Genomic DNA, 14,687 nt, shown 5'->3' with positions numbered 1-14,687 from the left:
AGGCGAAGGCGCGGCCGGATGCCACTGCGGCCGTCGCCGGGCGCCTCAGAACAGGTGGAAGGCGTGCGGGGCGAACAGCCCCACCCCCAGCATGGCCACACCGGCGAGGCCGAGCGCGCCGCCCGCGAAGGCCAGCGCCGCGATCCCGGTGATGACCGTGGCGGAAGCGAGCACGATGCCGATCTGGAACGCCGCCGAGCCGAGTTCGTAGTGGTGGTAGCGCGCGAGCGAGAGGTCGCGCTTGGCCTCGGCCGCCTTGGCCCGGGCGGTCAGCTCCTTGCGGCCCTCGCCGGTGGCGGGCTCGGATTCCCAGCGCGCCATGGTCCTGGCCCATTCCTCCACCTGCCGTTTGGCCGCGTCGGCAGGCGCGCCCGGCGCCTCCAGGGCGGTCTGCTCGGTCGCGGTCTTCAGGATGGTGCTGCGGATCGTGCGGGCCTGGAAGTAGGCCCAGAGGTTCGACGCCTCGACATTGGCGCCGAGCGCGTCGGTCTGTGCGCTCTTGGCCAGCGTCTCGCCGAGCGCGAGAAACAGCGCCAGCACGGAGATCAGCAGCGCCACCTTCTTGTTCGAGCCCTCGACCGCCCCGTGTCCACCCGACATCGAATCCCTCCTGTCCTGAAGCCCCGCGACGAAGCGTGGCCTACATACAGGCCGGATCGCGATCCGCCAGTGACATGTCGGCGACGAATCCGCCCTTGCGTCAGGAGACCCCCATGCCCCGTCGTGCCCTCGTCCCGGTCCTGCTTCTGGCGGCCCTGCCGGCCCGGGCGGACATGCCGGCCCGCTGGCCCGACAGCCATCTCGGGCGCGTCGAGGCGACCGCCGTGATCCAGACCCTGAACGCCCGGCTGCTCGCCGCGCGCAGCGCCACGGCGACCCTGGAGGCGTGGTGCGCGGGCCACCGCATGGCCGCCGCGCCGCGCCTCTCCGCCCGCCTCGTGCGCGAGGCCGACGCGCCTGCGAGCCCCGAGACGCGGCACCGCCTGCAGGTCGGGCCCGACGAACCCGTGCGCTACCGCCGGGTGCGGCTCGCCTGCGGCGACCACGTGCTGTCGGAGGCCGACAACTGGTACGTGCCGGGGCGCCTCACCCCGGAGATGAACCGGCTGCTCGACGAGACCGACACGCCGTTCGGGCGGGCCGTCCAGTCGCTGGCGCCGACGCGCCAGACCGTGGAGGCCGAGACCCTGTGGCAGCCGCTGCCCGAGGGCTGGGACCAAGCGCCGCCCGCGCCCGCCGCCTGCACGGATCTGGCGGTGCCGGACGCGCTGCTGCGCCACCGCGCCGTGCTGTTCACGGCCGGGCGCCAGCCCTTCTCGGAGGTGGTCGAGACCTACACGCGGGCGGTGCTCGACTTCCCGCGCCCCGCACGGCCGGAGGACCCGGCCTGCGCCAAGCGCTGACCCGCCAGACCGGAGGACCGGCATGCCCCGCTACTTCTTCGCCACGCGCGTCGGGGAGGATCTCCTGCCCGATCCGGACGGCCGCGTCCTGCGCGACCCGGACGAGGCCTGGGAGGTCGCCCGCGCGACGATCCGCCAGGTCCTGCGCGAGAGCGCCGACACCTCGCGCCTGCTGGCCGCCACCCTGGAGGTGACGGACGAGGGCGGCGAGATCCTGTTCGAGTTCCCCTTCGCGGAGGCGGTGGAGGCGCCTCCCGGCGGAGCCGGGACGCTCCACTGAGGCGGGCGGTCCTGCCCGATCGACCGCCGGCATGACGTGAGCCGCCCCGAACAGCGGGCGCCCAGCGCGGCTAAGCAGATTTCGCAAAAGTGGTCGCCGGTTTTGCGATAAAAATCTGCGAAGAAACAAGAACCTAAGCGGACGAAGCGTTGGCTTGCCAACGCAAGTCTGCTTAGGCCGCGACGCGGCGCAGGAAGCGGTCGACCTCGGCTTCGAGGCGGGAGGCGATGCCGCTCACCGCGGTCACCGTCTCGGTGACCTCGGCGGCGGAGCGAGCGGTGCGGTCGGCCGCGTCCGTCACGGTCGAGAAGTCGAGCGCCAGATCCCGGGTGCCGTCGGCGGCCTCGCCCACCGCGCGGGCGATCTCGCGGGTGGCCGCGCCCTGCTCCACCACCGCGGTGGCGATGCCCACCGTGGTCTCGGAGATCTGCCGCACGCGCTCGCGCATCGCCCGGATCGCCTCCACGGCGCCGCCCATCGAGGCCTGGACGGTGGCGATCTGGGCCGAGATCTCCTCGGTGGCGCGCCCGGTCTGGACCGCGAGCGCCTTGACCTCGGTGGCGACCACCGTGAAGCCCTTGCCGGCCGCCCCCGCGCGGGCCGCCTCGATGGTGGCGTTGAGCGCGAGCAGGTTCGTCTGCCCGGCGATGGCGTTGATGAGGTCGACGACGTGGCCGATGCGCTGCGTCGCCTCGACCAGCGTCGCCATCCGGCCGTCGGCGGTCTCGGCGTCCCGGAGCGCCACCTCGGCGGTCTCCTTGGCGCGGCCGAGCTGCTGGTCGATCTCCGCCACCGAGCCGCTGAGTTCGCGCGTCGCGTCCGCCACCGTCGCGACGTTGCTGGAGGTCGCCTGCGACCGGCCGGAGGCGGTGGCGATCACCCCGCGGGTGCCGGAAGAGATCTGGGCCATCTCGCCGGCGCGGTCCCGCAGGCCCGCATTGCTGGCCCCGAGCGCGGCGAGCAGCGAGGAGACCTCCTGCCGGAAGGAGGCGACGGCCTCGTCCAGGGTGACGCGGCGGCGCCCGTCGGCCTCGGCCCCCGCGTGGCGCTCCTCCTCCAGCGCCTTGGCCCGCCGGCTCACGGCGCGCAGATCCTCCAGCGCCTTCGCCACGGCGCCGATCTCGTCGCCGCGCGCGCGGTGGCGGATCGGGCTGTCGAGGTCGCCCGCCGCGAGGCCCGCGACGCGCGCCGAGATGTCCGAAAGCGGGCGGAACATCCGCATCGCCACGAGGCCGGCCGCGACGCAGACCAGGAGCGCGATCAGCCCCGCCGCGAGGCTGGTGGTCCGCATCGTGGCGTCGTAGGCGGCATGCAGCGCCTCGACCGGCACCCCGACATAAAGGATGCCGTTGACCGTGCCGGCCGCATCGAAGGTGGGCTGGTAGATGGTGTGGAAGGGCCTGCCGAACAGGACCACCGGCCCCTGGAAGGTCTCGCCCCGGCGGATCGCGGCCTGCGCCGGGCTGTCGGGGGCGAGCGGCGTGCCGACGGCGCGCTCGCCGTTTTCCTTGCGCACGGTGGTGACGCGGCGCACGAAGGCGTCCCTGGCCGGATCGAAGGCGAAGACCGTGGCATTGCCGCCGACATAGGCCACCGCGTCGTCCACCACCGAGACGTCCGCGAAAGCCGCCAGCGACGGGGCCTGGATCCTGCCCACGCGCCCGTTCTCCACGGGCACCGCCGCGCCGCTCACCCGGCCGCCGAACACCAGCGCGAGGGTGCGGATGGATTGCTGCGCCTTCTCCTGCTGCTGCGCTTCGAGAGCCGCCCAGGTCTGCCGCGACACCGCGAGCCACATCGCCCCGGCGCAGAGCACCACCGCAAGCGCCACCACTGCGACGGTCCTGGTGGCGAGACTGACCCTGCGCAACATCAAATCCTCCTGTGATCAGCAAACCGTAGCACGCGAAAGATTGACGGAGCGTGTAACCTGCCCCTATGCAATTAAATGCATGTCGATGCTCTGATCTCCTTCGCCGAGAATACTATCGCTCGAAGACGTAGCGGAACTTGAGTTGTGCAACGAGCCGACGAGGAAGTGCGGGCGATTTGGACAACATCGATCCGAGCATGACCCAGAGATCCGGGACCGGCCGAACCAGGTCGGCAGAGATGGGCGATCCGGCGGGATCGGCCGCGTCCCGTCGCCTCGGCCACCGCGCCCCGGGCCGGGGCGCTCGCCGCTCGTCCGCCCGCGGCCATGGCGGATGAGTCACAGGACTTCACGCTCAGCCCGCGACCGCCACCGCGAATTGTTAACTCGTCAGTGCCTCACTGCCCTTCGAAGAACGCTCGCAGTTGACGGAACCGCCATGATGGCCAAACAGCCTCCCCTCGCAGCCCAGCGCCACGATGACGAGACACCCTGTCTCTAGTCGAGAAACAGCCTTTCATCGTGGCCGGCGCCCGGGCTGATGTGATGGATACGCTTGCAACAGATGTCATGCCAGACTTGAAGACAGCCACGCGGGCGGTTTCTGCGCGCGCTGCGATGGGGGATGCGCGAGCCACGACGCACCCGGACCGCGGGGCGGAGGAGATGAACGGCCGAGCCGCCCTGCGCGGTCCGCGTCGGTTCGCGCCGCATTCCGGCGGCGCGCCTCCGGCGCTGGCGTCGGACCGCGACGCCAGCGGCACGGAGGATCAACGGCCGATCGCACGGGGCCGAGAATGACCGCGACGCGTCGTCGGCGGCGCGGCGCAGGGCTGCGCGAGCGGGGATCCGCCTTCCTGCGGGACCGGCGCGGCGCGGTGATGGTCGTCTTCGTCATCGCCCTCCCGGTGGTGTTCGGGAGCGTCTCCGCCGCCATCGAGTATGGCCGCCTGCTCCAGCGCCGCGCCGAGCTGCAGGCCGCAGCGGACGCCGCGGCCCTGGCAGGCGGCAACATGCTCAAGCTCGTGAATGCCGACGATGCCGCCGTGCGCAGTGCGGCGCTCCAGGTGTTCGCCGCCCAGGCGCAGACGCCGTCCGACCGCGCATCGACCTCGACCGCCAGCGTGACCGACCGGCGCGGCGGCGTCGAGATCGTCGCGGAGGAGACGGTGCCGAGCGTCATGGGCAAGCTCCTCAGCCTGCCCAGCATGACGGTGAGCGTGCAATCCCGGTCGCAGGTGGTGGGGATGCTGCGGCTCTGCGCCCTGGCCCTCGAGACCGCCGGGAAGGGCGCCCTCTCCCTGGAGAAGGCGGCGCAGGTCACCGCGCTCGACTGCTCGATCTACTCGAACTCGCGGCACGCGCAGGGCATCCTGGCGGGGGACACTGCCGTGGCCAGGGCGCAGTCGATTTGCTCGGCAGGCGGCTACCAGGGGGCGGGCGCGACCCTCATGCCCGCACCGATCACGCAATGCGCGCCGATCCCCGATCCGCTCAAGGATCAGGTTCTGCCGACCGCGGGCACCTGCATCGTGCTCCCCTCCTACATCAGCCCGAAATCCGCCAGCGAGGGCAAGAACGAGATCAAGGACGTCACCGCCACCCTCTCTCCCGGCACCTACTGCAACGGCCTGAAGATCGGCGGCATGTCGCGGATCACCCTCAACCCCGGCATCTACATCATGAAGGACGGGCCGCTCGTGGTCGAACAGAAGGCCAGCCTGTCGGGCAGCGAGGTCGGGTTCTTCTTCACCGGAGACAGGGGCGGGCTGCGGTTCGACAGGGACACCATCGTCTCTCTTGCCGCGCGATCCACCGCTCCGATGGCGGGCCTGCTGATGGCCGAAGAGCGCACGGTCTCCAATCCGGTCGTGCCGCCCCTGGACCAGCCGGTCCCGCCGGCGCCTCCGCCGCCGAGCGGTACGAAGCCCCTGCGCGAGTACCGGATCGTCAGCGACAACACCCGGACCATGCTCGGCACCATCTATCTGCCGGCCGGGCGGCTGGTGATCGATGCCAAGCGGCCGGTGGCGGACCAATCGGCCTACACGGTGATCGTGGCGCAGATGATCAACCTCTACGAGGGGCCCAACCTGACCCTGAACACCAATTACGGCGCGACCACCGTGCCGGTGCCCGACGGCGTCGGGCCGAAGGTCGGCGCCGTCTCGCTGGCGCGGTAGAGCAGGGTCCGATCCTGCTCTCGGCTAATGGGTTTTCGGCATTCCTCGGCGAACCGGGACCCGCTTCGTCGGGGAAGGCGCCAGACCCGCCGGGCCGCCGCCCTCAGACCCGGAACCGTGCCGCGTGGCTGCCGACCTCCTCGAAGAGCGCCGGCGGAGCGCCCGCCCCGGCGAGCGCCTCCCGCAGGTCCGCCGGCACGATCTCGCCCGGCAGGGCGAGGAGCTGGCTGAGGCCGACGCGCTGGCCCGCGCTCGCCACGACCTCGGCGCCGCATTCCGCCAGCACCCCGGCCGCTCCCTCGCGCCAGCGCTCGAAGCGGGCGGCGTAGAGCACCCAGTCGCGCTGCGCGGCGCTCGGATCGTCGAGCGGCTTGGCGATGACGAAGACCGGCGTGCCGGCCGGGTGCCCCGGGCGCTCGATGAACGGGAGCCGGGCGATCACCTTCGGGCGCCCGGCTCCCGCGAGTTCCTCCCACCACACCCCCGCGGTGACGCCCTGGTCGAGCCGGAAGATGCCGAGGTCGCCACGCGAATCGGCCACCGCGGCGATCACCGCCTTGGCGCTCGGATGCGGCCGGTAGGGCACCGTGAAGCCGAAATGGAACCGGGCGGAATCGCGCATCGGCGCGTCGCCCCCCGAGACGTCCGCGTGCACGTCGAACGAGGCCTGCACGTACGTGAAGGTGGCGATGATGACCCGCCAGATGCCCTCCACCGTGTCGAGCGGCAGCAGGCCCGCATGCCGCTCGGCGATGGCGCGCATCATCGCGGCTTCGCGCCCGGGCCGGAAGGCCGAGCCGGAGGCGGAGGTGCGCTTGACCGCGATCAGCCGGTCGATGATGCGCCCCCGCTCCATCAGCAGGTCGTGCATCGCCGCGTCGATGCGGTCGATCTCCGCCCGGAGGGCGGCGAGGTCGGCGGGCGGGGCGGGTGGGGTCATCGAATCGCAGGTCCGGGTTCAGCTCGCGCCGTCTTACGATCCGGCGCCGCCGCGGGCCAGACGCCGCAACCCTCCCCTCGATTGACGCGGGGGCGAGAAGGTCCTAACCCGGACCGTCCGGAGTAGCGGAATTTTCGACCGCTTTAACGAAATGCGTTGATCGGACGATCCCGCCCGACGATCGGCCGCGCCGAGGAAGCCCCGAGTCCAGCATGGCCATCACCGTTCTCAGAGCCGGCCCGGAGAGCGCCTCGCAGGCGGTGGAGCCGGCCAGCCCCGTGGCCCGCTTCGGCCCCGACGAGCCGCTGGCGATGGATGCCGGCGTGGCCCTGGCTCCCTGGCAGATCGCCTATCAGACCGAGGGGACGCTCAACGCCGCGCGCACGAACGCGGTGCTGGTCTGCCATGCACTCACGGGCGACCAGCACGTGACGCAGCGCCATCCCCTCACCGGCAAGCCGGGCTGGTGGGAGACCCTGGTCGGCCCCGGCAAGCCGGTGGACACCGAACGCTACTTCGTGATCTGCGCCAACGTCGTCGGCTCCTGCATGGGCACGACCGGCCCGGCCTCGATCAATCCGGCGACGGGGCGCCCCTACGGGCTCGACTTCCCGCTCGTGACCATCCGCGACATGGTCCGGGGGCAGGCGATGCTGCTCGACCGGCTCGGCATCCCGGACCTGTTCCTGTGCATCGGCGGCTCGATGGGAGGCATGCAGGTGCTGCAATGGGCGGCGAGCTACCCCGAGCGGGTCTTCGCCGCGATGCCGATCGCCACGGGTGCGCGGCACTCGGCCCAGAACATCGCCTTCCACGAGGTCGGGCGCCAGGCGGTCATGGCCGACCCCGAGTGGCATGCCGGGCGCTACCTCGACGTGGGCTCGCGCCCCGCCAAGGGCCTCGCGGTCGCCCGCATGGGCGCGCACATCACCTACCTGTCGGAGCCTGCGCTGCACCGGAAGTTCGGCCGCCGCTTCCAGGACCGCGACGCGCCGACCTTCTCGTTCGACGCCGATTTCCAGATCGAGAGCTACCTGCGCCACCAGGGCATCAGCTTCGTGGAGCGCTTCGACGCCAACGCCTACCTCTACCTCACCCGGGCGATGGACTATTTCGACCTCGCCGCCGACCACGGCGGGGTGCTGGCGAACGCCTTCCGGGGCACCCGCACGCGGTTCTGCGTCATGTCCTTCACCTCCGACTGGCTGTTTCCGACCGCGGATTCGCGGGCGATCGTGCATGCGCTCAACGCCGCGGCGGCGCCCGTGGCCTTCGTGGAGGTGGAGAGCGACAAGGGCCACGACGCCTTCCTGCTCGACGAGCCGGCGATGTTCGCGGCCGCCCGCGGCTTCATCCAGGCGGCCGCCCGGGAGCGCGGCCTGTGAGCGCCAGACAGGAGACCCTGGCGCCGGCCGGCCTGCCGGCGGGCGCGGGCCGCACGGCCGCGCGCAAGGATCACCTCGTCGTGCTCGGCCTCGTGGAGGCCGGCGCCCGCGTGCTCGACATCGGCTGCGGCGACGGCTCGCTGCTGGCGCTGCTGCGGGACGAGCGCGGGGTCGACGGGCGGGGCATCGAGCTGTCGCGCGAGGGCGTCAACGCCTGCCTCGCCCGCGGCCTGCCGGTGATCCAGGGCGACGCGGACACCGACCTCGCGAACTACCCCGACGACGCCTTCGACTACGTCATCCTGTCCCAGACCATCCAGGCGACGCGCCACCCGAAGGTGGTGCTGGAGCACCTGCTGCGGATCGGCCGGCACGCGATCGTCTCCTTCCCGAATTTCGGCCACTGGCGCATCCGGGCCGAACTGCTGGTGCGCGGCCGGATGCCGGTGAACGAGTACCTGCCGGACGCGTGGTACGAGACCCCCAACATCCATCACTGCACCATCCGCGACTTCGTCGGCCTGTGCCGGCTGGTGGGCGCGCGCATCGAGCGCGCCTCGGCCCTCGATGCCGGCGGCAACCCGATGCGCTTCTCCCTGCCCTGGTGGGTGTGGAACCTCGTCGGCGCACAGGGGATCTTTCTGCTGCGCCGCCGGACGGGCTGAGCGACAGCCGCCCGGACCGGTCGTCCTCTGTCAAGCAGGCCTGAGGCGCCCTGTCGGCGCCCCGTGCGCCGGGACACGCCGTTCCGCGCCCGCGGCGGAGCCGGCCGGATCCGGGTGCGCGCCCGCACCGCCGCGTCTTCCCTTCCGTCAGAGTGATGGATCCGCACGCCGGCGGCCTCAGCGCCGGTCGGACCGCCAGCGCCCCCGCGCCGGCCCGGACCTCAGGAGCGGATCATGGCCACTGGCACCTACACGACCGGCACCGACGCCGCCGAGACCCTGAACGGCACCGCCAACGACGACACCCTCAAGGGTGGGGGCGGGAACGACACCCTCTACGGCGACCTGGGCAACGACACGCTCAACGGCGGCACCGGCGACGACACCCTGAAGGGCGGCGGCGGCGCCGACAGCCTGGAGGGCGGCGCGGGGATCGACACCGCGAGCTACCTCAATTCATCGAGCGGCGTCACCGTCAGCCTCGAAACCGGCAGGGGCGCCGGCGGCGACGCCCAGGGCGACACGCTCTCCGGCATCGAGAACCTCCGGGGCAGCGGCTACGCCGACATGCTGATCGGGGATGCCGGCGCCAACAGGATCGAGGGCTTCGGCGGCAACGACGTCCTGAAGGGCGGCGGCGGCGCCGACACCCTCGACGGCGGCGCCGGCACCGACATGGTGAGCTACGCCACCTCCACCACGGGCGTCTCGGTGAACCTCGGCACGGGGCAGGGCTCGGGCGGCGACGCCGAGGGCGACCGCTACATCGGCATCGAGAACGTGATCGGCAGCAACTACGACGACACGCTCGTCGGCGACAGCGGCGCCAACGCCCTGTCGGGCGGTGCGGGCAACGACACCCTGAAGGGCGGCGGCGGCGCCGACAGCCTGGAGGGCAGCACCGGCACCGACACCGTGAGCTACCGCCTCGCGACCGAGGCCGTGAGCGCGAACCTCGAGACCGGCAAGGGCTCGCGGGGCGAGGCCGAGGGCGACACCTATTCGAGCATTGAGAACCTTCAGGGCAGCGGCTACGACGACTGGCTGCAGGGCGACGCCCAGGCCAACACGCTCGAAGGCTTCAACGGCAACGACACGCTCAAGGGCGGCGGCGGCGCCGACACCCTCGACGGCGGCGCTGGCGTCGACACCGCGAGCTATCTCGGCTCGACCAGCGGCGTCACCGTCGACCTCGGCACCGGCCGCGGCACCGGCGGCAACGCCGAGGGCGACGTGCTGCTGAACATCGAGAACGTCACCGGCGGCAACTACAACGACGCGCTCACCGGCAACGCGCTCGCCAACCTGCTCTCGGGCAGCGACGGCAGCGACACGCTCCAGGGCGGCGGCGGCGCCGACACGCTGGACGGCGGCACGGGCATCGACACCGCGTCCTACGCGAATTCCGCGGCGGGCGTCCGCGTCAGCCTGCTCGGCGGGACCGGCAACGGCCAGGGCGGGGACGCCGAGGGCGACGTGCTGAAGGACATCGAGAACCTCACCGGCAGCAGCTTCGAGGACGCGCTCACCGGCACCACCGCCGCCAACCTCCTGTCGGGCGGGGCCGGCAACGACACCCTCACGGGCTGGGGCGGCGGCGACACCCTGAACGGCGGCGCGGGCAGCGACACGGTGAGCTATGCCGGCTGGAGCGGCGCGACCGTCGACCTCGTCAACGGCCGCGGCCAAGCCGGATCGTGGGCCTCAGACACCCTCACGTCGATCGAGAACGCGATCGGCACAGACACCTCCGACCGCTTCATCGCCAACGGCGAGGCCAACAGCTTCGACGGCCTCGGCGGCAAGGACCAAGTCAGCTACGGGGCCTCGACCGCCGCCGTGCAGGTCGATCTCGGCAGAGGCATCGGCAGCGGCGGGTTCGCGGCGGGCGACATCTATCTCAGCATCGAGTACGTGACCGGATCGCGCTTCGCCGACACCCTGCTCGGGTCCGCGGGCGACGACAGCATCCAGGGCGGCGCCGGCGACGACCTGATGGAGGGACGCGGCGGCGACGACATCTACCAGGTCGGCGAGGCCGGCGACCGCGTGATCGAGGGCAGGGGCGGCGGCACCGACACGGTGGTGGCGCTCACCAGCTACACGCTGGAGGCCGGCCAGGAGATCGAGGCTCTGATCGGCTCCCGCAGCGGGATCGACGTGCGTGCCTACGCGCTCACCGGCAACGAGTTCGCCAACGGCATCGTGGGCGGGGACGGCGACGACCGGCTCAACGGGCGCGGCGGCGCCGACTCCCTGAGGGGCCGCGACGGCAACGACACCTTCGTGTTCGACTCCGCGCTCGTCAGCGGCCAGTTCGACCTCGTCGTCGACTTCACCTCGGGCAGCGACAAGATCGAGCTGTCCTCGGGGGTCTTCTCGGCCCTGCCCAAGGGCGCCCTCAACGCCGCCGCGTTCAAGGACCTCTCGGCCGGGCCGGTCGATGCGACCGACCGCATCCTCTACGACCGCGCGAGCGGCGGCCTGTTCTACGACGCCGACGGCTCGGGCGCCGGCGCCCGGGTGCAGTTCGCCACCCTCGACAGCAAGCCCACCCTCTCGGCCGGCGACTTCCTGGTCGCCTAACGCGCGACCGTCCGGTCGCCTGACAGAAGGTGGGACCCGGCTGCCGCGGGCGTCGGGCCACGGCAGCACCCGATCCGCCGCCGCGGGACGCGTTCCCGCGGCGGCGCTTCTCGGTCAGGATGCCGGGGGCGCTCGCCAGCGCGCCACCGGCCGGTTCCGGCGGCTCCGGGATTGCGGCTCGCGAGGGGACTTCGAGGGGGATTCATGGCCGGAGATGCAGCACAGGCCGACACCCATGCCGCCACCGATGCGGGGGCCGGGCCGCTCCGCCTGTGGCGGCCCGACTCGCCCGCCGCCGCGCTCGGCCTTGCGGTGAGCCACCTGATGACCAAGCCGGTCTTCGCCAACCTGCGCTTCGGCGAATGGTCCCGGGTGCTGGTGGGACAGATCAATCGCGGTCACTACTGCTTCGCGGTCGATGCCGGCGGGCAGGTCCAGGGCTTCGCCGGCTGGGCGCTGACCACCCCCGACAAGGCCGAGGGCTGGGTCACGGGCACCCGTCCCCTCGCCTACGGGGAATGCCTTCAGGGCGACTGCCTCGTGTTCAATGCCTGGTCGGCCAATTCCACCGCGGTCCACCGCTTCCTGGTCGGGCAGGCGCGGATCTTCGGGCAGCGGGCCCGGATGATGTACTTCCGCCGCTACTACCCGGACGGGCGCGTGCGCCCGGTCCGGCTCCCGGTCAACAACTTCGTGCCCGGCCACATCCGGCGCGGCGCCGGCTGACCGGCGGCCAGGGCCGGGGACGGGCCAGGGACGCGATGAGGGACACGATCATGGCAGGGTTTCGCCGCGGCGTCTGGCCGGAGCGGTGGCGGAGCCGATATCCCTGGCTGGTCGTCCCTTGCCCATACCCGCGAAGACTCCGCCGCTTGCCGCAGCGGAGCCTTCCGAGAGGTTTTGCATGCGTCCCGCCCGCATCGTCCCCCTGGTGGTCGCGACCGCCCTGTTCATGGAGAACACCGACTCGACCGTGATCGCGACCTCGCTGCCGGCGATCGCGGCCGATCTCGGCGAGGATCCGATCGCCCTCAAGCTCGCGCTCACCGCCTATCTCGTCAGCCTCGCGATCTTCATCCCGGTCTCCGGCTGGATGGCCGACCGCTTCGGCGCACGCACGATCTTCCGCTGGGCGCTCGCGGTGTTCATGGCGGGCTCGCTCGCCTGCGCGGCGGCCGATTCCCTCGGCTGGTTCGTGGCCGCGCGCTTCCTGCAGGGCATGGGCGGGGCCATGATGGTGCCGGTGGGCCGCCTCGTGCTGCTGCGCAGCGTGCCGAAGGCGGAGCTGGTGCAGGCGCTGGCCATGCTGACGATTCCCGCGCTCGTCGGCCCGGTGATCGGCCCGCCGCTCGGCGGCTTCATCACCACGACGCTGCACTGGCGCTGGATCTTCTTCATCAACATCCCGATCGGGCTGGCCGGGATCGTGCTCGCCACGCGCACCTTCGCCGACATCCGCGAGGCCGAGCGCCCTCCCCTCGACCTCACCGGGTTCTGGCTCTCGGGGGCGGGGCTCGCGAGCCTGATGCTCGGCCTCGCCTCGGGTGGGCGCCACCTGCTGCCGCCGGAGGTCTCCTGGGGCTGCACGGGGGCGGGGCTCCTGCTCCTCGCCCTCTACTGGCGCCACGCGCGGCGCGTCGCCCATCCGCTGATCCGCCTCGACCTCCTGCGCTACCCGACCTTCCGGGCGGCGATCACCGGCGGCAGCCTGTTCCGCATCGGCACGGGGGCGATCCCCTTCCTGCTGCCGCTGATGCTGCAGATCGGCTTCGGGCTCGACCCGCTGCATTCGGGCCTCATCACCTTCGCGTCGGCGGCGGGCGCCCTGTTCATGAAGACGATCGCGGCGCGGATCCTGCGCGCCTACGGCTTCCGGAGCGTTCTCACCGTCAACGCGGTGGCGGCGGCTTTTTTGCTCGGGCTCGTCGGCCTGTTCACCCCCGCCACGCCGCACGCGGTGATCCTCGGCGTGCTCCTCGTCGGGGGCTGCTTCCGCTCGCTGCAATTCACCGCCGTCAACGCCATCGCGTATGCGGATGTCGACCCGCGCGACATGAGCGCGGCGACGAGCCTCGCGAGCGTCGCCCAGCAGCTCTCGCTCAGCGTCGGGGTCGCGTTCGGCGCCGCCGTGCTGGAGAGCGCCGCCGCGTGGCACGGGCACGCGGCGATCCGGGCCGAGGATTTCTGGCCGGCCTTCCTGGCGGTCGCCCTCGTCTCGGCCCTCTCCACCGTCGCGTTCCGCCGCCTCGCCCCGGAGGCGGGCGCCGAGGTCTCGGGCCACCGCCGCGTCGCGGCGCGGCCCGCCGCGGACGCCACGTGAGCGGGACCCGCTCGCGCCGAGCCCCCATCCGCCATCCCGACGGGATCGCGCGGATGGGGGACGAGCGGTCAGGCCACCTGCGGCCGCGTCACCTTCGCCTCGATCGCGTCCCACACCGCCACCGCGAGGTCGGGGCCGCCGAGGCGCTTGATCGCCCGGATGCCGGTGGGCGAGGTGACGTTGATCTCCGTGAGGTGGCCGTCGATGACGTCGATGCCCACCAGGATCAGCCCGCGGCGGCGCAGCTCCGGGCCGATCCGCGCGCAGATCTCGCGCTCGCGCGGGGTGAGCGCGGTCGCCCCGCCGGTGCCGCCCCGCACCATATTGGAGCGGATGTCGTTGCGGGCCGGCACGCGGTTGACCGCCCCCAGCGGCTCGCCGTCGACCAGGATGATGCGCTTGTCGCCCTCGCTGATCTTCGGCAGGAAGCGCTGCACCACCCAGGGCTCCCGGAAGGTCTGGGCGAACAGGTCGTAGATCGAGCCGAAATTCGGGTCGTCCGGCGTCACCCGCAGCACCGCGGCCCCTCCGTGCCCGTGCAGCGGCTTCATCACCACGCTGCCGTGCGCCTCGCGGAACTCTTCGATCTCCCGGCGGTCGCGGGTGATCAGCGTCGGGGGCATCAGGTCCGGGAAGGCCGTCACGAACAGCTTCTCGGGGGCGTTGCGCACCTCGAACGGGTTGTTGACCACCAGCGTGTCCGGGTGGATGCGCTCCAGCAGGTGGGTCGCCGTGATGTAGGCGAGGTCGAAGGGCGGGTCCTGCCGCATCAGCACCACGTCCGCCTGCTGCGCGAGATCGATGCGCTCGGGCTCGCCCAGGGAGGCATGCGCGCCCTCGACGTCCTGCACCCGCAGCGCCTCGACCCAGGCCGTGACGCGCCCGTCGCGCATCGAGAGCCGGTCGGGCGTGAAGTGCAGCAGCCGGTGCCCGCGCGCCTGGGCTTCGAGGAGCAGCGCGAAGGTGGTGTCGCCCGCGATGCGGATGCTCTGGATCGGGTCCATCTGGACCGCGACGGTGAGGGACATGGGGAGGGTCCTCCGGTCGCGGGC

Annotated in this window: 12 protein-coding genes; 8 read left to right on the top strand and 4 right to left on the bottom strand. The window is 72.2% G+C overall.

Annotated features, from left to right (window positions below; translation table 11 throughout):
- Positions 1 to 45: 45 nt before the first annotated feature.
- Positions 46 to 600 carry a DUF4337 domain-containing protein gene (locus MFF61_RS00330; protein WP_238233107.1) on the bottom strand — a complete coding sequence of 185 codons (555 nt, stop codon included), beginning with the start codon at positions 598 to 600 and terminating at the stop codon, positions 46 to 48.
- A gap of 113 nt (positions 601 to 713) precedes the next feature.
- Between MFF61_RS00330 and MFF61_RS00325 the strand changes: the two genes are divergently transcribed.
- On the top strand, positions 714 to 1,403 hold the full coding sequence (locus tag MFF61_RS00325) for a hypothetical protein (protein WP_238233106.1): 690 nt from the start codon (positions 714 to 716) through the stop codon (positions 1,401 to 1,403).
- A gap of 22 nt (positions 1,404 to 1,425) precedes the next feature.
- Entirely contained in the window at positions 1,426 to 1,683 is a 258-nt protein-coding gene (locus MFF61_RS00320) for a DUF6894 family protein (protein WP_238233105.1), read from the top strand.
- A gap of 172 nt (positions 1,684 to 1,855) precedes the next feature.
- Here MFF61_RS00320 and MFF61_RS00315 read toward each other — a convergent pair whose 3' ends face one another.
- Entirely contained in the window at positions 1,856 to 3,556 is a 1,701-nt protein-coding gene (locus MFF61_RS00315; protein ID WP_238233104.1) for a methyl-accepting chemotaxis protein, read from the bottom strand.
- Positions 3,557 to 4,353: 797 nt separating this feature from the next.
- Here MFF61_RS00315 and MFF61_RS00310 point away from each other — a divergent pair.
- Complete coding sequence (locus tag MFF61_RS00310) at positions 4,354 to 5,739, top strand: TadE/TadG family type IV pilus assembly protein (protein ID WP_238233103.1); 1,386 nt, start codon at positions 4,354 to 4,356, stop codon at positions 5,737 to 5,739.
- A gap of 103 nt (positions 5,740 to 5,842) precedes the next feature.
- Here MFF61_RS00310 and MFF61_RS00305 read toward each other — a convergent pair whose 3' ends face one another.
- Positions 5,843 to 6,679, bottom strand: coding sequence for a chorismate mutase (locus MFF61_RS00305; protein WP_238233102.1), 837 nt, complete (start codon positions 6,677 to 6,679; stop codon positions 5,843 to 5,845).
- A 212-nt stretch (positions 6,680 to 6,891) separates the two neighbouring features.
- Here MFF61_RS00305 and metX point away from each other — a divergent pair, with 212 nt between their 5' ends.
- From metX to MFF61_RS00275, 5 genes are all read left to right on the top strand, one after another.
- The gene (gene metX, locus MFF61_RS00300) at positions 6,892 to 8,064 is read left to right on the top strand and encodes a homoserine O-acetyltransferase MetX (RefSeq protein WP_238233101.1); all 1,173 of its coding nucleotides are present in this window, start codon (positions 6,892 to 6,894) and stop codon (positions 8,062 to 8,064) included.
- 17 nt (positions 8,065 to 8,081) lie between these two features.
- On the top strand, positions 8,082 to 8,729 hold the full coding sequence (gene metW, locus MFF61_RS00295) for a methionine biosynthesis protein MetW (RefSeq protein WP_238233131.1): 648 nt from the start codon (positions 8,082 to 8,084) through the stop codon (positions 8,727 to 8,729).
- Between the two features lie 234 nt (positions 8,730 to 8,963).
- A complete protein-coding gene (locus tag MFF61_RS00285; protein ID WP_283205948.1) occupies positions 8,964 to 11,315 on the top strand; it encodes a beta strand repeat-containing protein in 2,352 nt (783 codons plus the stop codon).
- 204 nt (positions 11,316 to 11,519) lie between these two features.
- On the top strand, positions 11,520 to 12,041 hold the full coding sequence (locus MFF61_RS00280) for a toxin-activating lysine-acyltransferase (RefSeq protein WP_238233100.1): 522 nt from the start codon (positions 11,520 to 11,522) through the stop codon (positions 12,039 to 12,041).
- Positions 12,042 to 12,219: 178 nt separating this feature from the next.
- Positions 12,220 to 13,635, top strand: a complete 1,416-nt coding sequence (locus MFF61_RS00275; protein ID WP_238233099.1) for a DHA2 family efflux MFS transporter permease subunit — start codon at positions 12,220 to 12,222, stop codon at positions 13,633 to 13,635.
- A gap of 68 nt (positions 13,636 to 13,703) precedes the next feature.
- On the opposite strand, the gene gshB is transcribed toward MFF61_RS00275, so the two are convergent.
- Positions 13,704 to 14,663: a glutathione synthase gene (gshB, locus tag MFF61_RS00270; protein ID WP_238233098.1), complete on the bottom strand. Its 960-nt coding sequence runs from the start codon at positions 14,661 to 14,663 to the stop codon at positions 13,704 to 13,706.
- Between the last annotated feature and the right edge of the window lie 24 nt (positions 14,664 to 14,687).

Origin of the sequence: Methylobacterium isbiliense (assembly GCF_022179325.1) — a bacterium.
GTDB classification, from domain to species: domain Bacteria; phylum Pseudomonadota; class Alphaproteobacteria; order Rhizobiales; family Beijerinckiaceae; genus Methylobacterium; species Methylobacterium isbiliense.
The sequence above is the reverse complement of the archived record's forward strand: the minus strand, read 5'-3'. Positions and strand labels throughout refer to the sequence as shown.

Bases quoted from the DNA above. Each gene is read 5' to 3' on its own strand.
- MFF61_RS00330 (WP_238233107.1), bottom strand. From the start codon at position 600: ATGTCGGGTGGACACGGGGCGGTCGAGGGCTCGAACAAGAAGGTGGCG.
- MFF61_RS00325 (WP_238233106.1), top strand. From the start codon at position 714: ATGCCCCGTCGTGCCCTCGTCCCGGTCCTGCTTCTGGCGGCCCTGCCG.
- MFF61_RS00320 (WP_238233105.1), top strand. From the start codon at position 1,426: ATGCCCCGCTACTTCTTCGCCACGCGCGTCGGGGAGGATCTCCTGCCC.
- MFF61_RS00315 (WP_238233104.1), bottom strand. From the start codon at position 3,556: ATGTTGCGCAGGGTCAGTCTCGCCACCAGGACCGTCGCAGTGGTGGCG.
- MFF61_RS00310 (WP_238233103.1), top strand. From the start codon at position 4,354: ATGACCGCGACGCGTCGTCGGCGGCGCGGCGCAGGGCTGCGCGAGCGG.
- MFF61_RS00305 (WP_238233102.1), bottom strand. From the start codon at position 6,679: ATGACCCCACCCGCCCCGCCCGCCGACCTCGCCGCCCTCCGGGCGGAG.
- metX (WP_238233101.1), top strand. From the start codon at position 6,892: ATGGCCATCACCGTTCTCAGAGCCGGCCCGGAGAGCGCCTCGCAGGCG.
- MFF61_RS00285 (WP_283205948.1), top strand. From the start codon at position 8,964: ATGGCCACTGGCACCTACACGACCGGCACCGACGCCGCCGAGACCCTG.
- MFF61_RS00280 (WP_238233100.1), top strand. From the start codon at position 11,520: ATGGCCGGAGATGCAGCACAGGCCGACACCCATGCCGCCACCGATGCG.
- MFF61_RS00275 (WP_238233099.1), top strand. From the start codon at position 12,220: ATGCGTCCCGCCCGCATCGTCCCCCTGGTGGTCGCGACCGCCCTGTTC.
- gshB (WP_238233098.1), bottom strand. From the start codon at position 14,663: ATGTCCCTCACCGTCGCGGTCCAGATGGACCCGATCCAGAGCATCCGC.